The following is a 23,226-nucleotide window of genomic DNA, read 5'->3' as shown; positions in this document are numbered from 1 at the left end:
TCGCTATCATTGCTGTTCACATTCGTTATTGTACACAACATTTTAATTTTTGTATACAATTTTATTATTTATGTATCCGAAATTTAAAATTTGGTTTTTTATCTTGTTGTTTATTGCCTTCATTTTCGCTAAAGTAAAGGTAGAGGTGAAATACAATGCAACCAAGTACGGACAAGTCCCGCCCAGCCTATCAGCAGGCCTATGAAGTGCTGCGGGACATGATTTTGCAAGGTACCCTTTCTCCGGGAACCAAACTTGTGGAAGAGAAGCTGGCGACCGATCTTAATGTCAGCCGGACTCCGATCCGAGAATCCATCCGCCGCCTGGAACAGGAAGGATTAGTCGTAAACAAACGGGTCGTCAAGCTAACCGAGACCGATCTGAGAAATACGTTTGAATTACGAAAATTACTGGAGGGACATGCGGCACAATGCGCTGCTGCCTTCTTATCTGCACAGGAAGTGACGGCTCTTGAGCATTGCGTGCACGTGGGACATACCGGAAGCAAAGAAGAGATTATGGAAGCCAATAAAGAGTTTCACGAAATCATTATGCGCGCGAGTAATAACGCATTGATGATTGATCTGTTCGACAAAATGCAATCCGTCATTTATCTATTCCGGCAGACGGTTGTATATTATCAGCGCCCCTTCCTCATTGAAGAGCATCATCAGATTTGCGAAGCGATCAAGGCACATGACGGCCAGACGGCTGAACGACTCATGAAAGAGCATTTACAATCCGATCTAGAATTCTGCCTTCATCTGATTCGATAACCGACCGGATTCAAGGATTGTTCGACTATCTCACATACGTATAAAGACGTGACCGCATGCGGTCGCGTCTTTTTTTGTCGTTTGTCCTTCATATTATCCAGGCCCTGATTCATAGGTGTAAACATAACGATACAATGTCGCGTGTGACATGTTACTGAATCTGGAGGGATTACTTAATGACCAAAGGACAACAACCAAACGAAAAACCAATGCTTATCCCGCAACCCATTCGTAGTGATGGCGCTGGAGGACCTGACCTGGGACCCAGAGACGTCATGAGAGATAGACAAAACCCCGATATGCTGGTACCTCCAGCAACCGATAATGGGCTATTGCCCAATCTGAGAATGTCTTTTTCCGATACACATATGCAATTGAACCATGGCGGTTGGTCACGTGAAATCACCGTACGGGATCTCCCTATTGCCACTACACTGGCTGGTGTAAACATGAGCCTGACACCCGGAGGTGTACGGGAATTGCACTGGCATCAACAATCCGAGTGGGCCTATATGATCTGGGGAACGGCAAGAATCACTTCGGTAGATCAGAACGGACGTAATTTTATTGCGGATGTCGGGCCTGGCGATCTCTGGTTTTTCCCCAAAGGTCTACCCCATTCCATTCAGGGGCTGGAGGATGGTTGTGAATTTCTGCTTGTGTTTGATGACGGGTCCTTCTCCGATCTGAATACGTTATCCATATCGGATTGGTTTGCCCATACCCCACCAGAGGTATTGTCTGTCAATTTCGGCGTGCCTGAATCCGCTTTTCAGTCAATGCCGAAGGAACAGGTGTACATTTTCCAAGATACTGTCCCGGGTTCCATCGAGAGCCAGGAAGTTCAGTCGCCATATGGCACCGTTCCTCTCACATTCAAACACCGATTGCTGGCCCAAGAACCGCTCATTACACCTGGCGGAAGTGTACGGATTGTCGACTCCACCAACTTCCCCATCTCAACTACCGTTGCAGCCGCCCTCGTTGAGATCCGACCTGGCGCCATGCGTGAACTGCACTGGCATCCTAATGCAGATGAATGGCAATACTATCTGACAGGACAAGGAAGAATGACCGTCTTTGGAGGCAATGGCATTGCTCGCACATTTGATTATCGGGCTGGAGATGTCGGATATGTTCCTGTCGCAATGGGACACTATATACAGAATACCGGTACAGACACTTTATGGTTTTTGGAGATATTCCGAAGTGATCGCTTTGAGGATGTCTCGCTGAATCAGTGGATGGCATTAACCCCTCGGGATTTGGTCCGTGACAATCTAAATGCACCGCCTGAGTTGCTCGATGCCTTGCGTAAAGTGAAATGGCCTGTCGTTTAATTTAGTATGTACCTATATCATTTGTGCTGAAATGGGGTAATTGTCAGAGAATCCCACTATATAAGGAGGAATATGAAGATGAGAGCTGTTACGTTTCAGGGAATCAAGGATATTCAAGTCAAAGAGGTTGAAGACCCCAAACTGCAACAGAAGGATGACATTATCGTTCGTATTACTTCCACGGCTATATGTGGATCAGATTTGCATATTTATCAGGGAGCTCTGCCAGCTGCCAAAGATTACGTTATCGGTCATGAACCGATGGGCATTGTAGAAGAAGTAGGTCCGGAAGTGACACGTGTGAAGAAGGGGGACCGCGTGGTCCTGCCTTTTAACATCGCTTGTGGTGAATGCTTCTATTGCAATCATGACATGGAGAGCCAGTGCGATAATTCCAATGGTAATCCGGATATTCATACAGGTGGTTATTTTGGGTTCACCGAACGCTACGGAAATCACCCCGGAGGTCAGGCAGAATTATTGCGTGTTCCCTACGGGAACTTTACTCCGTTTGTGATTCCGGAATCCTGTGAACTGGAAGATGAAGCCTTATTGTTCCTGTCCGATGTTCTTCCAACCGCATATTGGAGCGTGGAGAATGCCGGAGTTAAACCGGGAGATACAGTCACTGTACTCGGTAGTGGACCCATTGGGCTGATGACGCAGAAGTTCGCCTGGATGAAAGGTGCCAAACGCGTTATTGCTGTGGATCGCCTGCCCTATCGACTGGAAAGAGCCAAACGTTTGAATGATGCAGAGATCTTTAATTTCGAAGATTACGATGATATGGGTGAGCACATTCGTGAGATTACACAAGGCGGGACCGACGTTGTTATCGACTGTGTAGGTATGGATGGTAAAAAGAACATGCTGGAAGAAATCGGACAGAAACTGAAACTTCATGGCGGTTCACTAAGCGCGATCGAAATCGGCATGAAGGCCATTCGCAAATTCGGTACTCTTCAACTTACGGGTGTATATGGCTCTTCCTACAACATGTTCCCGTTAGGTAATCTGTTTGAACGCAATATCAATCTTAAAATGGGACAAGCTCCTGTTATACATTACATGCCTGAATTATTCCGCAAAATCACTGCTGGTGAATTTGATCCAACGGAGATCATCTCCCATCGGATTTCACTGGAGAATGCAAGCGATGCGTATCGCATTTTCAATGATCATGAAGACGAATGTACCAAAGTTATACTAAAACCCTGAACTGTCGCTCTGAATATAAATATGCAAAATAAAACAAGCAGATCTACCTGTTCAAGGTACTCTGCTTGTTTTATTTTATCGACACCTAATCAGGCATAAGTGGGTTTAATCGCTTGGATATACACACTTTCTCCTTCGAAGCTGTCGAGCTTCCCGTTCGTTGTCACTTCAAAATTAAAAAATTTCCGGATGATGGACGGTGCACTCAACATGCTTGCTTCAAGTTCCCCTCTCTCCCGTTCCGGCAGTGCTGCACGATTACACCATTCTTCAAATTTAAAACGCTTCTGGAAGGAAACCATCATTTCCATTCGGAAGCCCGCATACTCCAGCATATGAATCCATTCCGTCTTGCGCCATGCTCGAACATGGCTTGCATCCCGGCACTTCTCCACTTCATTGTAAAACTGGTCATTCTCATCACGTTCAGGTGCCACGTTGTCAATAAATAACAACCTTCCACCGGGCTTCATTACTCGTAATGCCTCATGAACAAACGAAGAAACGTCCGGAAAATGGTGAGCAGCGATTCGGCAGGTCACCAGGTCAAAGACATCATCATCGAATGGCAGCTTCTCTGCATCTCCCGCAACAAAATCTACATTATCGTGTCCATTCCCCTTAATAAATTGTTCAGCCACCTGAAGCATTTCTTCTGTTAGATCGAGAGCTGTCACCCGCTGAACAAGTGGAGCCAAAGCATTCGCAACATGCCCTCCCCCAGTGGCGATATCCAGCACGTTCATATCCGGAGTGGCTTGAGATGAAGCCACTAGCAACGCGAGATCCTCACCTTTGGCATGCCCCGCACTCGTCACGTATTTTCCTGCATTTTCCGCAAACTGCTTCTGCACCTGACTTTTGATTACATCAGACATTCCAATTCCTCCTGCACAAGTTTCATCAGACGAAACATAGTTTCAAAATATAATTATATTTATTTTACCACATATGAATGTAAAAGCTAAATAAGAATTTTACACAAATCCGGAGGCAACTTTCCACTACGCGACGAAAAAACTCAAATAAAAAAACATCCCCCGAGTGAATTTCACCCAGGAGATGTTACTTATATTTGTTACTTCACGAGCGTTGGTGACTTCTTCCACAGTCCCAGAATCAGACCGGAGATCACAGAACCAATCGCAACAGCGAGCAGGAACAATACTGCGTGGTTCGCCAGTGCTGCAACAAAGATCCCGCCATGCGGAGCTGGTACATTAATGTGCCACAGTTGTGTCAATCCGCCAGCAACAGCGGAACCCAGAATACAAGAAGTTAATACACGCAATGGATCAGCCGCAGCAAATGGAATTGCACCTTCTGTAATGAACGAGAATCCAAGTACATAGTTAGTCAGGCCTGATTTGCGTTCTTGCTCTGTAAATTTGGATTTGAAGAACGTTGTTGCAAGTGCAATCGCCAGAGGAGGCACCATACCACCTGCCATAACCGCTGCCATCCATGCACCGTCTGTGTTACCACTGGATGTGAATACGCCGATAGCGAACGTGTAAGCTGCTTTGTTGAACGGTCCACCCATATCGATGGACATCATACCGCCAAGCAGCAAGCCCAGCAATACCGCATTACCTGTTCCCAGATTACCAAGCGCATCTACAAGCCATGTGTTCAGGGAACCAAAGATTGGATCAAAGACATAGAAACTGATGGCACCCACGATCAGCAAACCAAATACCGGATACAGCAAGATTGGTTTCAAGCCATCAATTGCTTTTGGCAATCCTTTGAACAACTTACGAAGACCAATAACTACATAACCCGCCAGGAAACCGGCAGCCAAACCACCAAGGAAACCGGCGTTTGAGTTAACCGCCATCAATCCACCGACCATACCAGGCATCAGGGCTGGGCGATCACCAATACTCATCGCGATAAATCCGGCAAGTACGGGAATCAGGAAGTGGAATGCACCTGTTCCGCCACCAATCGTTTGAAGCAGCTGTACAATCGGATTTTCAGGACTAGCAATCTGCTCAAACAAGAAGGAGATTGCAAGCAGGATACCGCCACCTACAACAAATGGCAGCATATGTGAGATACCATTCATCAGATCTTTATAGATTTTGCTACCTACACTGATTTTACCAGCGCTTGCTCCCTCTTCCTTGGCATTTCCGCCTTGGCTGCGATAGATCGGTGCATCGCCGTTAACAGCTTTGCGAATCAGCTCTTCGGGTTTACGGATTCCATCACTCACCGGTCTTTGCAATACCGGTTTGCCATCGAAACGTGCCATCTCTACATTTTTGTCTGCGGCAACGATAACCCCTTTAGCACGAGCGATCTCATCAGCCGTCAGGACATTCTGTGCTCCTTCGGAACCGTTCGTCTCTACGCGAATATTGATGCCCATTTCCTGAGCTTTCTTTTTAAGTGCATCTTCAGCCATAAACGTATGCGCTATCCCTGTTGGACAGGCTGTCACCGCAACAACAAAATCTTCCGAATTGGCATTACCTACAATCACACCAGAAGTGTTTTGTTGCTGACCACTAGTAGAAGTGGATGCGGCATTTGCTTCTTTTTCAGCTTTTGCTTTTTCTTTCGCTGCTTCCTTCTCCGCTGCTTCCGCCTGTTTGGCATCAAACAATGCACTAACTTCCGCAGGTGTATCTGTACTCATCAATTGTGAGATGAAATCGCTATCAATCAACAACCTGGAAAGAGCTGCAAGCGTACGCAGATGGGTATTACCTGCGCCTTCTGGAGCCGCAATCATGAAGAACACATGAGCTGGCTGATCATCCAACGCTTCAAAATCAAGCCCTTTTCTACTCTTGGCAAATACAACCGTTGGTTCATTCACCGCTGTTGTTTTGGCATGCGGCATCGCAATTCCGCCACCGATACCCGTGCTGGATTCAGCTTCTCTTTTATAGATCATTTCCTTGAATAGGACCGGATCATTAATACGTCCGCTTCGGTTCAGGCTTGCAATTAGTTCATCAATAGCCTCATCTTTGGTTGTGGCTTGCAGGTCCATGATCATCGTTTCCTGGATCATCAAGTCTGTTATTCTCATCTTGGTACACTCCCTTAAGTTCAGTCGGCCTGCATGGGCAGGCCTCACTACATTACAATTACAATGAAAACCTTTTATATGACCGTTAGACTAGATCGTCGTAATGGTTACTTGATTGCGCAATTCGTCAATCAGTTCACGTGTTGCCAGGTCATCCGAGAACGCAGTCGCGCTTCCAGATGCAACCCCTGTGCGGAAAGCTTCCAGCAAATCTCCGCTCTGTACATAGGTACCTACGAATCCGCCAATCATGGAGTCACCGGCACCAACCGAGTTTTTCACAGTGCCTTTTGGCACATTTGCATGATGAACTTCCGCTTTGGTAATGAATAGTGCACCCTCTCCTGCCATGGAGATTAACACATGTTTAGCACCGGCTTCCAGCAACTTACGCCCGTATAACACCAGTTCCTCGCGAGTATCAATCGTTACACCGAACAGTTCAGCCAGTTCATGATGATTTGGCTTCACCAGCAATGGTGCATGTTCAAGAGCTTCCATTAACGCAGGGCCCGTTGTATCAATTACAAATTCGGCACCCGTATGCTTGCAGACTTTAATGAGACGATCATAAAAATCCGTTCCAAGTGAAGGCGGTACGCTTCCGGAGAGAATGACAATATCTCCTTTGTGCAATGAAGACAATTTGTGAAGCAGCTGTTCTGCCTCTTCTGCACTTATTGCAGGTCCAAGACCATTAATCTCTGTCTCTTCTCCATGCTTCAGCTTGATGTTAATGCGAGTATCGTCTGCAATCGTGACAAAGTCTGTCCGGATGTTATCTTCTTGCAACTTGTCATTAATGAAACGTCCTGTGAATCCACCAAGGAAACCAATGGCCGTGTTATCTGCTCCAAGTTGATTCAGTATGCGAGAGACATTAATGCCCTTGCCTCCAGGGAGCTTCAAATCCCGATTCATTCGATTCAATCCGCCAAGCTTCAGCTCATCCACTTCCACGATGTAATCAATGGACGGGTTAAGTGTTATCGTATATATCATCGTTATCCCTCAATTATTTTAGTTTTCTGGGCGATTCCAGGCCGCCAATGTTCTGGCATCTGCTCGGTAATCAAATCGGCCTCCTCCAAATCAAACAATTTGGCAAAAGTAATTTCCCCTATTTTGCTGGAATCAGCCAGCACATAAGATTTTCCCGACAATTGATGTGCACGCCTTTTAATCAAGGCTTCCTCCGGATCCGGTGTTGTATACCCCATTTCGGGATCAACTCCGTTGCTTCCAAGAAAACATTTATCAAAACGGAAATTATCCATGTTCTGTAATGCGATACTGCCAATGACTGCTTTCGTATGAATTTTCATCATACCTCCGAGCAAGTAACTGCGAATACGTTTGCTTACCAATGCCTCAACATGTGAAAGTCCGTTGGTAACCACCGTTACGTCTTTAGCTTCAATAAAAGGAATCATGGCTAACGTTGTCGTTCCTGCATCCAGATATATGCATTCGCCATTTTCGATCTCCTGTGCAGCCAAACGGGCAATCGTTATTTTCTGTTGAATGTTTTTGAACGTTTTTTCTTCCATGCCCGGTTCCAGCGTTTTTTCATTCACCAGGGCGGCACCGCCATGGATGCGTTTGAGCATCTGACGACTCTCCAGATCGATCAAGTCACGTCTAATCGTTGATTCAGAAGCACCTAACACATCAACAAGCTCTTGCAATTTCACAATTCCCTGTAAATGTAAGCGCTCTATAATTGCAGCATATCGTTCTTCAGTCAGCATCTTCATTCCTCCAACTGCTTCTATAGTATCATAAACTCCTCAAAAAACAACCACTTTCATTCAAAATAATTTAAAAACATTCAAAAACCCGCATCTTTCGACTTATTTCCTTGTCCAATCGTCCCTTTCTCTGACTCCTGAACACGCAACCTTTCGAATCTCCATTAAAAATCCTGCAGCCTCCAGCGCTTGATGCGCGGCGTTGCAGGATTTTGCTTTTCATGGGAATCTCATGACGTTTATGACTCTACAAGCATTACATCCGGTTTGGGTTTAAGCCATTTGCCATCCTCATTAATAAACGCCCCCTTGAAGCGGCCCATCTCCAATTGTTCAATCAGCCTCTCCTCATCCATGACCAGAATCTCAGCGAGCTGCCCAGAGGTGTAATAATGAGCGGGATTGTAATCGAGCAGCACAGGAACAGACGTATCATATAGTTCTTTGATCAGATTCTCAAAGGAATGCCGACCCAGGTTCTCCATGTCTCTATAAAACTGCAAATGTTGGGACACCATATTACGGAAAGATTTATTCTCCAGATGCATCCACAACGTATTGCAGGCCTGAACACTCATATGATTTTGTTCCACATCAAAATATTGCACTTCTTCAATCTTCATGTATTTCTCTTGAAATGCAACGATCTTAATCAAAGGTACATTTCGTTTACGTGACGCTTTCTTCAAATGGGCTCTAAATTGTTCATAGTTCATTTCATTCATCTATTATCCCTGCCTTTAACATGTTCCAACCGACATTTTACAACAAATTAAAGGCAAGTGTAACCTTCATCATGTGAAAAACAAAAAAACGTGCAGCATCAGATGCCACACGTTCACAATCTTATGGGGTGCGATTACTCCGCGAGGGCACCCGTTTTCACCCACGTAGCCGTAAATTCCTGTTCTTCATACGCATAGAATTGTTGTAAAATAACATCCCGATCATCGAGGAACAATTGATCCGCTATGGCAGTGACCAGTTTGGGCACCGCACTCTTGGTCCCAGATATGGCCGATGCCGACAGACCGCAGCTGGCAAGTGCAGAGTAGTTAAATACAAACAGTCCGTGCAACGATTTCTCACCCTGTTCACTTCTGCTGGTCATTGCAAACCCGGAACTCAGATACGGATGTGCATCCAGCAATGCATTGCGATGCTCTGGCGGAGCCTCATAACAGTCCTCCCAACGCGCGATGTATGGCTCAACGAGCCTCAGTTCAGGGCGGAGTGCCGGATCACTGAGAAGCCCTGTGCTAATAATTAGAAAATCAAACGTATATGCTCCCTGTGCCGTATGCACAATTGCGCCTTGGTCCGTCGCTTCTACACTCAGCCAAGGCGAGTTCAAATGCAGTTCGAATCCAGGCCAGGCTGCCGCACGATTAAACGTATCGTTGGTTGGCGGTTGATTGAATTTGAAGAAATGAGAGATCACTTCATATTTATCAGCAACCGGAAGAGCGTGGTATCGCTCGATCATACCGGATTGTTCCATCTGGCGAATAGGATTAACACTAGGCAGCTGTTCCCGCCGTACAAATACATGAGCTTCCGCCACACCAGTGGCAAGCGCATAACTGGCATTATCAAAAGCCGAAGCGCCGCCGCCAAGCACTGCAACCCGTTTACCTTTTAATTGATCAAAATCAATCGCTTCAGACGTATGGGCATACAGCTCCCGAGGTAATCTATCCGCAATCATGGAAGGTACATGCCACTCTCCACCACCTTGTATTCCCGTAGCAAACACTACTTTGCGAGCAAGTATCACATTCGTCTGAGCTCCTGCCTTATTCACATGAAGTCGATGTATACCGTCCTCTATTGGCTCAACCAGTGTCAATTTCACCTCATTAAGCACAGGTAGATTCAATACTTCCCGATACCAGCGTAAATAATTCATCCAGTCCCCACGCGGGATTTTATCTACCTCTTCCCAACCTTCGGGCCCAACCTGTGCTTCCCACCATGAGCGAAAGGTTAACGAGGGGATACCCAGATCGATGGAAGTCAGATGCTTGGGTGTACGCAGAGTAACCATACGCGCATAAGTCTCCCAAGGTCCTTCCAGCCCTGATGTATTCTCGTCAATGACGACAATATTGGAGATCCGTTCACGAAGAAGTCCAAATGCTGCCCCTAATCCACTTTGTCCCCCGCCCACAATGACTACATCATAGACATGACCATCTGCATGTTCTCTTGGACGTACCCAATTGGTGCCTCCAAATGACAAATAATCCAGATCATTTTTCACACGTTCATTCAAAGCTTCCAGGCTCATGATTCCTCAACCCTTTCGAGATACATATATGAACTAGTCTTTCTTTGATTATTTGATGTTATTTTGTTGTCAGTTATATTGAGAATAATGTACTTTTTCTTTGTGTTTTTGAAATATATTAGCGTTATTATATGAGTTATCGGGGATGTTTTGAAGTTCGCGGCAGCTTTATTGTCATCAAAACTAAAAATATCTGACATGCTTGTTAATTCGCACGAAATCCTAACTGGATTATTGATGCAGTTCCTGCTGAACGGATGATTTGCAGAAAATAAAAAAAAGACAGACCAAGATGTAACCTTGGTCTGTCTTCAAAAAGGGAATGCTATTGGCCGGTTTGTTCACGGCGCTGCAATTTTTCATTGGTTAATTTCTCAGGGGTCACATCATGACCCAGTGGGTCCACAACGGATACTGCCAGCATGGTAGTCAGCACCTGACCTCGAATAGCCTGCAAATATTGTTTTCTAAGCTCCTGCTGCTCGCTTTTTTCTGCTTTTGTCAAACCAACGCTGCTGCGTTGTTTTCGACTTAATTCGTTAATGCGTCCCAAAATAGGAATCATGAAATCCACCTCACTTGTTAGTCCACTTTCCAAAAGATATTTCGAATATCTTCAAACTAACTTATTACAACTTCACGAATTTGTCCATAGGCGCAATCCGTTAAGAATTTTTTAGGTGATCTCGTGCACAGACCACACGATGCCATTCGTAGCACCACTGCCCAGATTCAACGTAATCGTCAGCCCGTTTGCGGCATAGAACAGTCCAATTACATCTCCCGCATTCAATGCCACTTCTACCGCCAAAGTAACTGTACCGCTTCCCAGCACTGCCCGCAGTGTCAGTAGTGTAACGGCTATATTCAGTACGGGCAATAAACCACTAACCAGTGTTGTAACCGTAGGTGATGTCCTCTGGACAAGAAAAGCAGGGTTCACTCCAGCACCCAGTGATAAGGCGATCGCTGCGGTCGTTGCATAATTGATTGTGGCCACAATCGAATATCTTCCAGTTACCGGGACGGTATAGTTTCCTGTGGTTGCATTGAAGTTGGCATTACCGTAATAAGGAGCCGTGGTCGTCCAGTTGGTTAGCTGTGTGCTGGTTGCTGTCGAAAGTGTAGCTAGGAATGCCGAGAACCCTTGTGTTGCAAAATTGGGGCCGGTTGGTCCAGTGGCTCCGGTCAAGCCCGTGGCCCCGGTTGCACCTGTTGTTCCTGTGATTCCTGTTGCTCCAGTGGCTCCCGTAGCTCCGGTTGCACTCGTTACACCGGTTGCCCCAGTAGTTCCAGTAGCTCCGGTAACCCCAGTGACCCCAGTTGCACCTGTAGTTCCTGTGATTCCTGTTGCTCCCGTTATTCCTGTTTCTCCAGTTGCTCCAGTCGCGCCAGTTATACCTGTAACTCCTGCTGAACCAGTACTTCCGGTGGCTCCTGTTACACCTGTGAGCCCTGTAGCCCCAGCTGCTCCGGTCGCGCCAGTAATACCCGTGGTTCCTGTTGCTCCAGTCGTACCGGTTGTACCCGTAACGCCAGTTGTGCCGGTTATGCCAGTGGCACCAGTCGCGCCGGTTACGCCAGTAACTCCCGTCGTTCCCGTTGCTCCAGTAGCACCAGTGGGTCCCGTCACACCAGTCGTACCTGTGACCCCTGTTACACCCGTCTCTCCAGTTTGGCCAGTTGTGCCGGTGGCTCCTGTAATTCCAGTCACACCCGTAATGCCAGTTACCCCGGTCGTGCCGGTTATTCCTGTTTCACCAGTAATACCCGTTGGACCGGTTGCCCCAGTAATTCCAGTAGCACCAGTCGTACCTGTAACTCCGGTTATGCCAGTCGCACCAGTGGCTCCGGTTGTACCTGTCGTGCCGGTAACGCCTGTTGCACCCGTCTCTCCAGTCGAGCCGGTTACGCCAGTAACTCCCGTAGATCCGGTCGCGCCAGTCGTTCCTGCAACCCCTGTTATACCTGTTTCCCCTGTGGCTCCGGTCGCACCGGTTGGTCCTGCCGTGCCGGTTATGCCAGTGGCACCGGTTGGTCCCGTTACACCTGTCGTACCTGTGACCCCTGTTACACCCGTCTCTCCAGTTTGGCCAGTTATGCCGGTGGCTCCTGTAATTCCAGTAGCCCCAGTCACACCCGTAATGCCAGTTACCCCGGTCGTGCCGGTTATTCCTGTTTCACCAGTAATACCCGTTAGACCGGTTGCCCCAGTAATTCCAGTGGCACCAGTCGCACCTGTAATCCCGGTTAGACCCGTCTCCCCAGTTAATCCAGTAAGTCCAGTAACTCCGGTTGATCCTGTCACACCAGTTTGGCCAGTAATTCCAGTCGCACCAGTCGGCCCGGTTACGCCAGTTATTCCTGTGGACCCCGTACTCCCCGTTGCTCCTGTAACTCCAGTCGTACCTGTGACTCCGGTTATGCCAGTCGCACCAGTGGCTCCAGTTAATCCCGTAACACCAGTTGGACCAGTAATTCCTGTTAGACCTGTGATTCCAGTTGTGCCCGTTACACCAGTAGCTCCCGTAGTACCCGTACTTCCCGTTGCTCCAGTCGCACCGGTTGGTCCTGTTTCACCGGTGACCCCGGTTATGCCACTAACTCCGGTTGCACCTGTAACACCAGTTGTTCCCGTCGCACCCGTACTTCCAGTTATACCTGTTAATCCTGTCTCTCCTGTTGGGCCAGTCAAACCGGTAGATCCCGTTGCACCTGTAGCCCCGGTGGCACCAGTGACTCCTGTTAGCCCAGTTGCACCAGTTGTTCCGGTTGCGCCGGTTACTCCCGCGGCACCTGTACTTCCTGTTTCTCCAGTCGCACCAGTAGGACCTGTAATACCAATTGCACCAGTAGGACCTGTAATACCAATTGCACCAGTTGTGCCCGTCGGTCCTGTTTCACCAGTTGGGCCAGTCGAACCTGTAATTCCCGTTTCTCCAGTTGCACCGGTCGGTCCCGTCACACCAGTCGTACCTGTGACCCCTGTTGGACCTGTAGCTCCAGTAATTCCGGTTGCACCAGTAATTCCTGTGGCTCCTGTGCTCCCAGTTAGACCCGTCTCTCCAGTGACGCCTGTTGCTCCGGTCGCACCAATTGTGCCCGTAACACCAGTTAAGCCAGTCGTGCCGGTTGGCCCTGTTTCTCCGGTGACCCCGGTTATGCCCGTAGCTCCGGTAATACCAGTAATTCCTGTTGTGCCCGTACTTCCAGTTATACCTGTTAGTCCTATCTCTCCTGTTGGACCAGTCGAACCGGTAGAGCCTGTTACACCTGTGACTCCAGTTAGACCCGTCTCTCCAGTTATACCGGTTGCTCCAGTTACTCCCGTAATACCAGTTGTTCCCGTTATGCCAGTTAAACCAGTCGTGCCTGTTGGTCCTGTTTCACCAGTTGGGCCAATCGAACCGGTAGGGCCCGTTACACCTGTGTTCCCTGTTAGACCGGTCTCCCCAGTAACACCAGTGGCCCCGGTCGCTCCCGTCAGTCCTGTGAACCCTGTTTCTCCAGTCGTTCCGGTTACGCCAGTCACTCCCGAGATACCTGTAATTCCGGTTGCTCCTGTCGCCCCAGTCGGTCCCGTCGCGCCTGTGAATCCTGTTGGACCCGTTTCCCCAGTGACACCAGTCAGTCCCGTAGCTCCGGTCACGCCTGTGATACCCGTGGTTCCAGTAATTCCAGTTTCTCCAGTTGCACCGTTCAGTCCCGTCACACCAGTCGGACCTGTGACCCCGGTTAACCCCGTCTCTCCTGTAGGGCTAGTCGAACCGGTAGGGCCCGTTACACCTGTGGCCCCAGTGACTCCTGTTAGACCCGACTCTCCAGTGACACCTGTTGTTCCGGTTACTCCCGTGGCACCTGTACTTCCTGTTGCTCCAGTGGCACCTGTTGGGCCCGTTACACCAGCTGTACCCGTGGTTCCGGTAATACCAGTTAGTCCTGTCGCACCCGTAGCACCTGTAATACCAGTTGCACCTGTACCTCCTGTTAAACCCGTCTCTCCAGTGACACCTGTTGCTCCGGTTACTCCCGTAATACCAGTTGTGCCCGTCATGCCACTAGTGCCAGTAGTTCCGGTCACACCAGTAATTCCCGTTACGCCAGTTAAACCAGTCGTACCTGTGCCCCCTGTTGAACCTGTATCTCCAGTAGTTCCGATTGAGCCGGTTGCTCCAGTAGGTCCTGTGAACCCTGTTTCTCCAGTTACACCTGTCGTTCCGGTGTTTCCTGTAGCCCCCGTAGTTCCGGTTCCGGTAACTCCAGTATTTCCTGTTGCTCCGGTCACACCAATTGTACCCGTAACGCCAGTTAAGCCAGTCGTGCCGGTTGGTCCTGTTTCTCCGGTGACCCCCGTTATGCCCGTAGCTCCGGTATTACCAGTAGAACCAGAGAGTCCTGTCGCGCCTGTTACACCAGTAATTCCTGTTGTGCCACTACCTCCAGTTGCACCTGTAACACCAGTTGTTCCTATCGCGCCCGTACTTCCAGTAGTTCCAGTTATACCTGTTAGTCCTGTCTCTCCTGCTGGACCAGTCGAACCGGTAGAGCCTGTTACACCTGTGACTCCAGTTACACCGGTTGCTCCAGTTACTCCCATAATACCAGTTGTTCCCGTTATGCCAGTTAAACCAGTCGTGCCTGTTGGTCCTGTTTCACCAGTTGGGCCAATCGAACCGTTAGGGCCCGTTACACCTGTGTTCCCTGTTAGACCGGTCTCCCCAGTAACACCAGTGGTTCCGGTAATACCAGTTAGTCCAGTCGCACCTGTAATTCCCGTTGCCCCAGTTGCACCAGTTGATCCCGTCACACCAGTCGTACCTGTTACCCCTGTTGGACCTGTATCTCCAGTGGCACCCGTAGTGCCGGTAAATCCAGTAATTCCTGTTACACCAGTAGTGCCTGTCGGACCGGTTATTCCAGTCGTACCTGTGCTCCCAGTTAGACCCGTCTCTCCAGTGACGCCTGTTGCTCCGGTTGCACCAATTGTACCCGTAACGCCAGTTAAGCCAGTCGTGCCGGTTGCACCTGTAACACCAGTTGTTCCCGTCGCACCCGTACTTCCAGTAGCTCCAGTTAGACCCGTTTCCCCGGTGACACCTGTGACTCCTGTTAGCCCCGTCTCTCCAGTTGCACCAGTTGTTCCGGTTGCGCCGGTTACTCCAGTGGAACCTGTACTTCCTGTTTCTCCAGTCGCACCTGTTGGGCCAGTTACACCAGCTGTACCCGTGGTTCCTGTGATCCCAGTCGCACCATTGGCTCCCGTAATTCCCGTCGTTCCAGTTACGCCAGTCACTCCCGAGATACCTGTAATTCCGGTTGCTCCATTCGCCCCAGTCGGTCCCGTCGCTCCTGTCGTGCCTGTGAATCCTGTTAGTCCCGTTTCCCCAGTGACACCAGTCAGTCCGGTAGCTCCGGTCTCACCGGTGATTCCGGTTAACCCTGTTTCTCCAGTTACACCTGTCGTCCCCGTGTTTCCTGTAGCACCCGTAATTCCGGTAGCTCCGGTAATTCCTGTTGTGCCACTAACTCCGGTTGCACCTGAAATCCCCGTTTCTCCAGTTGCGCCAGTTGATCCCGTCACACCTGTCGTTCCTGTGACCCCTGTTTGACCTGTATCTCCAGTAATTCCTGTGGCTCCTGTTACACCAGTATTGCCGGTTATGCCTGTAACTCCCGTAGTACCGGTCGTACCTGTTATGCCAGTAACGCCGGTTGTACCTGTACTTCCCGTTGCCCCTATCGCCCCAGTAGATCCTGTAGCACCTGTAACTCCGGTGGTACCCGTTTCTCCAGTAGCCCCGGTCGGTCCTGTCACACCTGTCGTGCCGGTGTTCCCAGTTAGACCCGTCTCTCCAGTGGCACCAGTTGCTCCGGTAACACCAGTTACTCCTGTGGTACCGGTAGTTCCCGTTACTCCTGTATCCCCGGTGGGTCCTGACACACCAGTCGTACCTGTGACTCCAGTTGCTCCGATCGCACCTGTAATGCCTGTAAATCCAGTAATACCTGTTGCACCGGTTACTCCAGTCGTTCCTGTTGTGCCCGCAATTCCAGTAACGCCAGTTAATCCGGTTGTACCTGTTGGTCCTGTTTCACCAGTGACACCACTTATACCAGTGGCCCCAGTGAGTCCTGTCACACCAGTCGTACCTGTGATACCGGTAGTGCCAGTAGCACCAGTAATTCCCGTGAGGCCTGTAATTCCACTAGAACCGGTTACACCTGTGGTACCCGTAACGCCAGGTAATCCGGTCGTACCTGTAACTCCTGTTTCACCAGTATTACCTGTTATTCCAGTACTTCCTGTAGTTCCGGTTATTCCTGTTTCGCCAGTGACTCCGGTGGGCCCCGTTAGACCAGTCGTGCCTGTAACTCCTGTTAGCCCCGCCTCACCAGTACTTCCTGTCGCTCCGGTGAATCCTGTCAAACCAGTCGTGCCGGTTGCCCCCGTCACACCAGTTAATCCAGTTGCCCCCGTAGTTCCTGTTGTTCCAGAAGTACCAGTGCTTCCTGTAACTCCAGTCTCACCCGTAATACCTGTTAGACCCATCTCTCCAGTGACGCCAGTCGCTCCGGTCGTACCAGTACTTCCTGTCGTTCCTGTGTTGCCTGTTTCTCCACTAGTACCAGTTGCGCCAGTTAGTCCAGTCGTACCTGCTGTACCCGTAACGCCAGTAACTCCCGTAGACCCGATCCCCCCAGTGGGGCCTGTCGTACCAGTAAGTCCCGTTTCCCCAGTGGCACCAGTTGCGCCGATCGCACCTGTTATCCCTGTCGTGCCGGTTATGCCAGTATTTCCAGTTGGACCCGTACTTCCCGTTGCTCCTATTTCCCCAGTAAATCCTGTAGCGCCTGTAACTCCGGTGATACCTGTCTCACCAGTAGTTCCAGTCAAACCTGTCTCACCGGTTGAGCCGGTCGTACCTGTAATCCCAGTTTCTCCTGTAGTCCCTGTCGGTCCCGTTACACCAGTCGGTCCTGTTGAGCCCGTTGCTCCAGTAAATCCTGTTTCACCAGTAGATCCTGTTAGTCCCATCACACCAATTCCAGTTGAACCAGTTGCTCCAGTGAATCCGGTAGCCCCAGCTAATCCTGCAACTCCAGTTGGACCTGTAAAGCCGGTTATACCGGTATTTCCTGTAGCACCGGTCACGCCTGTAACACCAAATCCGGTAATTCCAGTTGCGCCAGTTGTTCCTGTAGCTCCTGTGCTTCCTGTAGATCCAGTTGCTCCCGCCTCACCCGTTGGACCGGTCGGACCTGTAAATCCTGTATTTCCAGTTACACCTGTGGTGCCCATCAGTCCGGTAGCTCCTGTTGCACCTGTGACTCCAGTAACTCCGGTACTTCCCGTGGTTCCAGTTACTCCGGTCCGTCCTGTTAAATAGGTTGCTCCCCATATGCCGGGATACCCAGGGTCTCCGGTTAACCCAGTCGCACCTGTTGCTCCAGTGAATCCTCTCATTCCCCGATAACCCCGTGGGCCGCGAAGGAAAGGAATCCTGTGGCTTTTCTTTTTTTTGCATTTACGTCTGCTTTTCTTACAAGACTTACTCTTCTTCTTTGGGATAGAGTGCTTTTTTAATTTTTTGGCTTTCCTTTTACCTGTACTGTTTGAGGAAATTTTGCGTTTCCTTTTGGACATACCGCTCACAAGAAAATCCCCCCTCCTTGTACACCACGTCAATCTCCGCATTTTACAATAGTACACTCTATGCCCGGGACTAGCTTTGTGCGCCCCCTATTCAATACACCTATGAAACCTTCATGGGTAGTTAGTGATCAATCAATTACTATTATCTAAAAAATATATTCCCTATCCCCCCCCTGCAACTCAACTCCTTAATCGTCAAAGCAATTCCTTCTTCAAAAGATGTTGCCACAACCGGGCCAATCCGTTCCTCATACTTCTGTCTACTCAAGATCAGGGGTTCCTCGGTCAGATATAACATTTCTACAATTTCTTTCATAACGGGTACACCTAGTCCAATCACCGACAATCCTACTTTTTCTAACGCCATCACAGGTTTGCTTCTTCCCGCAGCCTTCTGTGCCAATCGCACGATGTCATGACCCGAGATGATCCCCGATCCAGGAATGTTCCAGTTCTGTCCATACGTCGTCTCTCTGCTTGCCAGCTCCACTACCATGACTGCAGCATCCGGTAAATAGATGTACTCTCTCGGCACCTTCATATTTCCAATAAAAAAAGCCATCTTACCTTTTGCTATCGCTTCAAGGGTCGAACCCAGATAAGAAGCCTGATTAGCCGTTGGGCCATAATAATCTGGCAAGCGAACGATCATCACCTGAGCTCTGCTCCATCTTGTGCTGAATAACATTTGTTCATATGCAAGTCGTGTCTTGCCTTTGCGGGTATGCGGCTGCTTTGGATGTTCTTCTGTTACCTCGTTCATTTGTCTTCTGCCATAGGGGTATATTCCATCTATTACCACCACTATTTTCATCGTAGATCGACCTCTCTTAACCATTTAGTGATTGATCAATAACTAAAATTCAAGAAGGGACTTTACCTCCCTCTCTATCGTTCCTTCAGCTCCGGCATATCCAATGCATTAGATACATTACACAACATCCCGATTGCCAGAAAAATCATGGTTCTTTTCAGCGGTTCAGCAATTCCTGCAACGGTGAATGCTTCCAGTACCATACTTCGTACATCACTAATGCCTTTTTGCATCGCCTGACGAATGACTTCTTCCCGGATCGTTTGCGCCTGCATCTGAAGCAATATTTCGCTCTTGTGCGATTCCAGAATCGTATCATAGGCTTCAATTAGATCATTCTCCAACTGATCTGGCGTCGCCGTCTCCACCACAATTCGAAACGAATCAATCACCCGTGTCCAGGAGACCTCAATTGCAGTTAATAATAAAGCTTCCTTTGTTTTGAAAAAACGAAATATATACGGCTGTGAGATCTGTGCCCGTTCAGCCACCTGGGCTGTAGTCGCACGATAATAGCCAATTTCCGCGAATACGTCAATTGCTGCAGAGATAATATCATTTCGCCGGTTAACTGACGCTGCTGTTTCCTTAGCCATGATAATCCGTCCTCCAATAGTTAGTGATTAATTGATCAATAGCTTGAAGTATAACGAATACGATACCTCAATGCAAAGGTATTGTGACCCTGTGCAAAGCCAACAAACCCGCAGACGCTGACTCAAGCCGCTGCAGGTTGTGTAACTTGTCAATCATAGATTCTATCCACTGGAAACCGAAGAGAACATGGATTGTCTGAAACAGATTCATACCGTGCGGTACAAAAGTGTCTGTTCACTGCTGGAGAAGTTTGCGCAATCGGGATTCCGAATCCAGCTTCGGACAACTATTACAATATTCATGTGCGTGACTGCCGCTCCCAACCTGATATGCCAAACAACAATATCGGCGTATCAGGAACGGCGATCCCTGCCACCCGGAATGTTCGAAGCGCTGCAACTCATTGGCAAATGTACATGCATTATCGTTTTGTCGATCCAGCCAGAGGCTTTGATCTGCTTGAATCTTTGCAAGCCGTTCATCTGTCTTCCATATGCTCTGATCATTGATCATACGTGCATACAATTGTTGCACATTATGGGCAACCAGAGACCACATGACCTTATCGCTCGCGCCTGTAGCAACGGCTACCGCTCGCAGGACAGGTTCCAGATGTAGCAACACTCTCTTTTTGAGCAAGCCGCTCTCTGATCTGCGCTGAACAGGATCTCCACCCTCCAGAAAGGTTCTCTCCAGCAGAGTCTCATACCGCATGCCACCTGCTCCATTCAATTCAAACCGCACATCATCGTCTGCAATGCTAAGTATAGTATCATATAGACTGAATGCTGAGATTACGGACATAACGAACACTGAATAACGCTTAGCAAAAAGTGTACCAACGGCCACACTTCCTTTGCCACCCAGTTGAAGCCCTTGCTGCACAGCCTGTTCATGCAATATCGAGTTTCGTTTCTCATCATTCAGCAGATCCTTCACGCGGAAAGGATACTTGGAATCATCGCAGTCCACCCGGATCGTCGTCACAAAAAAATGCTGTAATGCTTCCGACATTTCTGAATAATCCTGTCTTGGATAACGTCCCATCTATTGAATCATATCTTCAACTTCGTTGATAATCTCGCTGCGCCCAATTGCTCCCCAGCCCTTAAACAACCAGAACGAGTCTGTCGTATAGACCTGATCTGCACCAACAGCCGGTACTCCCTTCCAGAGTGAGCTTGCATTGATATTGTTTAAATACTCATCGGCATTTGGGTCAATCTCCAGAACTACAAAATCAGCATCAACATCTGCAATTTTCTCCATGGACAGGTCCTCACGTTGTTCGGCAGGTGTCACAGTCGTTGGCACAAATCCAAGATCATGATACAAAAGTGTGTTGGTTGGATGTCCTTTTGCCGCGTATATTTGCAAGGTCTTCTCTCTTACACGCAGATAAGCCAACTTTTTTTGATCCAGTTGTTCGATCTTCGCTTTTAGTTGCTTCGCCTGCTGTTCTACCTCGGCTATCTTTTCTTTTGCCAGATCCACTTTGTTGTACATCCCGGCAATAGTCAACAGATCCTGTGTCCAATATGTTGAATCATCAACAAAATCCAGCCATTCAGTACCCAGTACAATCGTCGGAGCGATTTTCTCCAACTGATCATACGTACTCTCCGCAGTTCGACTCTCAATAACGATGACATCCGGATCAATCTGAAGGATAGCCTCCAGGTTAGGACTGTCTGCAGACCCTACCGTTGGAATGCCGAAAAGCTGATCTGCAAAGTAAGGCAAATAATCTCCTCCGTAACGAACTTCTACATTAACGCCTGCTGGTTTCTCACCAATCGTCAACATGTGATCGATGTAAGCAGCAGATAATACCACCATACGCTCTATCTTTTGCGGTACAACCGCTGTTCCTTTAAGATGTTTGATCGTTTGTGTACCACTCTCTTCCACAGTTGTATCCTGTTGCTGAGGTGCTGCTTCATTTACTTCCGCTGTCTTGCCACATGCCGCCAGTACGAGCACAAGCAGGGCCAACAGTATCATATTTGATGCTCTCTGTCTTACCATTTGTAGTGAATCCCCTCTACTATTTAATAATAATAATCATTATCACTATAGTAGGGAAAAGCATACAGGCTTACCATGGATTATTCCACTCTCTTCTCTTGCACAATATCACCGTAAGGTAACCCCAAGTTGCTCTGCCACATATCGCATGGCCCACATGCGTCCGGTGGGACCCAGCGTTTTGAAAAAAATATCTCCTGCATTATATACATGGCCTTCTTGAACAGCCTTTAATGCCAACCATTCACCGGATTGCTGTAATTGCCTCAGTTGAGCACGTGCCTCTTCTGTGGGATCGACCATTACAAACACATGATCCGCGTCGTATAACTGCAAATCGCAAACTTTACTCTCTACAGCCCACTGTTGTTCCGGAAAATCACGAGGCAAATAAAATCCCAGATCATCATACAACAGGGCCCCTGTCTGGTTGTTCAATCCATACATTCGGTAGAAATGAGAAGTCACCCGGATGAACATGGCACTCTGTTTCCCCCACCTCGTTTGAATGCGCCCTCGAAGAACCCGGCTCAGTTCAGCATGTTGTTCAATCCACTGTACAGCCTGTTCGGTGCGACCCATAATGTCCGCCATATACAGAAGCCTCTCGCCAAAATGGTTGGTGTGCTCCAGCATGGTGGTAGGCGCGATACGATTCAGGGAGTCATTTGGCTCCAAACGATCACTTGTAATGATGAGATCCGGTTGGACTCGCCTCAAATCATCATAGTTCTGATTGAAGCTATCCAGGATAAGTCCCTGATGACTGTGCGCTTGAAGCGCAGGTATGGCAACATGACGAGCTACCTTCTGACCATAGGATAAAGCGGATACTGGCCTCAAACCGAGCGTTATCACATAATCGTCCAACCCGTAATATAAGGTGGCAATGCGATTTACTTTATTTTTCATATACAACGTTGGGGCGATTCCTTCGTTTTTCTTGAAGACTCTGCTGAAATAGTGCTCGTCCTTATAACCCACTTGCTCCGCAATTTCCTTGATTTTATCTGAAGAAAATAACAGCTGCTTGGCCTTCGCCATACGTTGTTTCAGGATATATTCGATCGGGGTCATGTTTAATTGCCGTTTGAATGTTCTTATAAAATGATTCACACTAAGCCCTGCCATGCGGGCCATCTGATCAATTCGAATGTCTTCCATATATTGATGCGTCATATAATCAAGTGTCAAATCCATCCCCGCTACAGGGGGAGTTTCTTCTTTCACGTGCATCAATAACTGAATCAACAACTGATGCAAAAGATGTTTCCTGCGCGTCTTTTCCAGACTCGTAAACGAGTGTTTTCCACTCATCAGGGTATCCATCATCTCCTGAATATCACGTGTATTGGAAGGAACATTAAGTTTGCCCGTCACAGGGAGATCAAATGCCTCGGTATGCCAAGCATACTTACGCCGGGTAAGTGTAACACAGGAAAATAAAATGATCTGATATCGGACAGGTGCTTCCATATCCGTCTGAAACTCCACATGCATTCCTGGCTTCAACAAAAACCACTCGTCTTGAGATACCGTATGTACAATGTTATCCTTAGACAAAGATCCCTTGCCCGCGATGACCCTGCAAATGGCGAACCTTTTCCAGATCCGACGCTGTACAGCCCCCGGATTGCTAGAGTAATGGCAGACGTGGACAGCAGAGAAATGTAGTCGCTCCAGTTGTTTGATCCAATCCTTTTCCTCCATGC

General features: G+C 48.4%; 15 protein-coding genes and 1 pseudogene. 3 read left to right on the top strand and 13 right to left on the bottom strand.

All coding sequences use genetic code 11. The features are described from left to right. Window positions 1-155 precede the first annotated feature (155 nt). From MKY87_RS25710 to MKY87_RS25700, 3 genes are all read left to right on the top strand, one after another. The gene (locus MKY87_RS25710; RefSeq protein WP_338593451.1) at window positions 156-776 is read left to right on the top strand and encodes a GntR family transcriptional regulator; all 621 of its coding nucleotides are present in this window, start codon (window positions 156-158) and stop codon (window positions 774-776) included. 176 nt (window positions 777-952) lie between these two features. After that, the gene (locus tag MKY87_RS25705; protein WP_091032333.1) at window positions 953-2,116 is read left to right on the top strand and encodes an oxalate decarboxylase family bicupin; all 1,164 of its coding nucleotides are present in this window, start codon (window positions 953-955) and stop codon (window positions 2,114-2,116) included. A gap of 78 nt (window positions 2,117-2,194) precedes the next feature. Continuing rightward, a complete protein-coding gene (locus MKY87_RS25700) occupies window positions 2,195-3,334 on the top strand; it encodes a zinc-dependent alcohol dehydrogenase (RefSeq protein WP_340966758.1) in 1,140 nt (379 codons plus the stop codon). A gap of 89 nt (window positions 3,335-3,423) precedes the next feature. Here the strand turns inward: MKY87_RS25700 and MKY87_RS25695 are convergent, their stop codons facing one another. The 13 genes and pseudogenes from MKY87_RS25695 to MKY87_RS25635 form a co-directional block, all read right to left on the bottom strand. Continuing rightward, window positions 3,424-4,212, bottom strand: coding sequence for a class I SAM-dependent methyltransferase (locus MKY87_RS25695; protein ID WP_340966756.1), 789 nt, complete (start codon window positions 4,210-4,212; stop codon window positions 3,424-3,426). Window positions 4,213-4,412: 200 nt separating this feature from the next. Then, a complete protein-coding gene (locus tag MKY87_RS25690) occupies window positions 4,413-6,380 on the bottom strand; it encodes a PTS fructose transporter subunit IIABC (protein ID WP_074094412.1) in 1,968 nt (655 codons plus the stop codon). Window positions 6,381-6,470: 90 nt separating this feature from the next. Further along, window positions 6,471-7,382 (bottom strand): 1-phosphofructokinase, encoded by a 912-nt coding sequence (gene pfkB, locus MKY87_RS25685; protein WP_074094411.1) that lies wholly within the window; start codon window positions 7,380-7,382, stop codon window positions 6,471-6,473. A gap of 2 nt (window positions 7,383-7,384) precedes the next feature. Beyond that, a complete protein-coding gene (locus MKY87_RS25680; RefSeq protein ID WP_145319465.1) occupies window positions 7,385-8,131 on the bottom strand; it encodes a DeoR/GlpR family DNA-binding transcription regulator in 747 nt (248 codons plus the stop codon). Window positions 8,132-8,370: 239 nt separating this feature from the next. Beyond that, window positions 8,371-8,847: a hypothetical protein gene (locus tag MKY87_RS25675; RefSeq protein WP_340966754.1), complete on the bottom strand. Its 477-nt coding sequence runs from the start codon at window positions 8,845-8,847 to the stop codon at window positions 8,371-8,373. Between the two features lie 143 nt (window positions 8,848-8,990). Continuing rightward, entirely contained in the window at window positions 8,991-10,421 is a 1,431-nt protein-coding gene (locus tag MKY87_RS25670; RefSeq protein ID WP_340966752.1) for an NAD(P)-binding domain-containing protein, read from the bottom strand. Between the two features lie 325 nt (window positions 10,422-10,746). After that, the gene (locus MKY87_RS25665) at window positions 10,747-10,986 is read right to left on the bottom strand and encodes a DUF896 domain-containing protein (RefSeq protein ID WP_338593434.1); all 240 of its coding nucleotides are present in this window, start codon (window positions 10,984-10,986) and stop codon (window positions 10,747-10,749) included. A 111-nt stretch (window positions 10,987-11,097) separates the two neighbouring features. After that, window positions 11,098-17,886: a beta strand repeat-containing protein gene (locus tag MKY87_RS25660; RefSeq protein WP_340966750.1), complete on the bottom strand. Its 6,789-nt coding sequence runs from the start codon at window positions 17,884-17,886 to the stop codon at window positions 11,098-11,100. A gap of 331 nt (window positions 17,887-18,217) precedes the next feature. Continuing rightward, window positions 18,218-18,880: pseudogene (locus tag MKY87_RS25655) on the bottom strand (NAD-dependent epimerase/dehydratase family protein); the annotation flags it as partial. Between the two features lie 83 nt (window positions 18,881-18,963). After that, window positions 18,964-19,485: a TetR/AcrR family transcriptional regulator gene (locus MKY87_RS25650; RefSeq protein ID WP_339784810.1), complete on the bottom strand. Its 522-nt coding sequence runs from the start codon at window positions 19,483-19,485 to the stop codon at window positions 18,964-18,966. A gap of 235 nt (window positions 19,486-19,720) precedes the next feature. Further along, window positions 19,721-20,500, bottom strand: a complete 780-nt coding sequence (locus MKY87_RS25645; RefSeq protein ID WP_339784812.1) for a hypothetical protein — start codon at window positions 20,498-20,500, stop codon at window positions 19,721-19,723. Window positions 20,501-20,533: 33 nt separating this feature from the next. After that, a complete protein-coding gene (locus MKY87_RS25640) occupies window positions 20,534-21,514 on the bottom strand; it encodes an ABC transporter substrate-binding protein (RefSeq protein ID WP_339784813.1) in 981 nt (326 codons plus the stop codon). 108 nt (window positions 21,515-21,622) lie between these two features. Further along, entirely contained in the window at window positions 21,623-23,224 is a 1,602-nt protein-coding gene (locus MKY87_RS25635; RefSeq protein WP_340966747.1) for an AraC family transcriptional regulator, read from the bottom strand. Between the last annotated feature and the right edge of the window lie 2 nt (window positions 23,225-23,226).

It is taken from the genome of Paenibacillus sp. FSL R7-0198, from assembly GCF_038000415.1.
Lineage (GTDB): Bacteria > Bacillota > Bacilli > Paenibacillales > Paenibacillaceae > Paenibacillus.
This window is presented reverse-complemented; position numbering and strand designations above follow the sequence as displayed.

Excerpts from the sequence above, each read along its gene's own strand:
- MKY87_RS25675 (WP_340966754.1), bottom strand. The coding sequence starts at position 8,847 with ATGAACTATGAACAATTTAGAGCCCATTTGAAGAAAGCGTCACGTAAA.
- pfkB (WP_074094411.1), bottom strand. The coding sequence starts at position 7,382 with ATGATATATACGATAACACTTAACCCGTCCATTGATTACATCGTGGAA.
- MKY87_RS25680 (WP_145319465.1), bottom strand. The coding sequence starts at position 8,131 with ATGCTGACTGAAGAACGATATGCTGCAATTATAGAGCGCTTACATTTA.
- MKY87_RS25650 (WP_339784810.1), bottom strand. The coding sequence starts at position 19,485 with ATGGCTAAGGAAACAGCAGCGTCAGTTAACCGGCGAAATGATATTATC.
- MKY87_RS25700 (WP_340966758.1), top strand. The coding sequence starts at position 2,195 with ATGAGAGCTGTTACGTTTCAGGGAATCAAGGATATTCAAGTCAAAGAG.
- MKY87_RS25640 (WP_339784813.1), bottom strand. The coding sequence starts at position 21,514 with ATGGTAAGACAGAGAGCATCAAATATGATACTGTTGGCCCTGCTTGTG.
- MKY87_RS25695 (WP_340966756.1), bottom strand. The coding sequence starts at position 4,212 with ATGTCTGATGTAATCAAAAGTCAGGTGCAGAAGCAGTTTGCGGAAAAT.
- MKY87_RS25670 (WP_340966752.1), bottom strand. The coding sequence starts at position 10,421 with ATGAGCCTGGAAGCTTTGAATGAACGTGTGAAAAATGATCTGGATTAT.
- MKY87_RS25710 (WP_338593451.1), top strand. The coding sequence starts at position 156 with ATGCAACCAAGTACGGACAAGTCCCGCCCAGCCTATCAGCAGGCCTAT.
- MKY87_RS25645 (WP_339784812.1), bottom strand. The coding sequence starts at position 20,500 with ATGTCGGAAGCATTACAGCATTTTTTTGTGACGACGATCCGGGTGGAC.
- MKY87_RS25705 (WP_091032333.1), top strand. The coding sequence starts at position 953 with ATGACCAAAGGACAACAACCAAACGAAAAACCAATGCTTATCCCGCAA.
- MKY87_RS25665 (WP_338593434.1), bottom strand. The coding sequence starts at position 10,986 with ATGATTCCTATTTTGGGACGCATTAACGAATTAAGTCGAAAACAACGC.
- MKY87_RS25635 (WP_340966747.1), bottom strand. The coding sequence starts at position 23,224 with ATGGAGGAAAAGGATTGGATCAAACAACTGGAGCGACTACATTTCTCT.
- MKY87_RS25660 (WP_340966750.1), bottom strand. The coding sequence starts at position 17,886 with ATGAGAGGATTCACTGGAGCAACAGGTGCGACTGGGTTAACCGGAGAC.
- MKY87_RS25690 (WP_074094412.1), bottom strand. The coding sequence starts at position 6,380 with ATGAGAATAACAGACTTGATGATCCAGGAAACGATGATCATGGACCTG.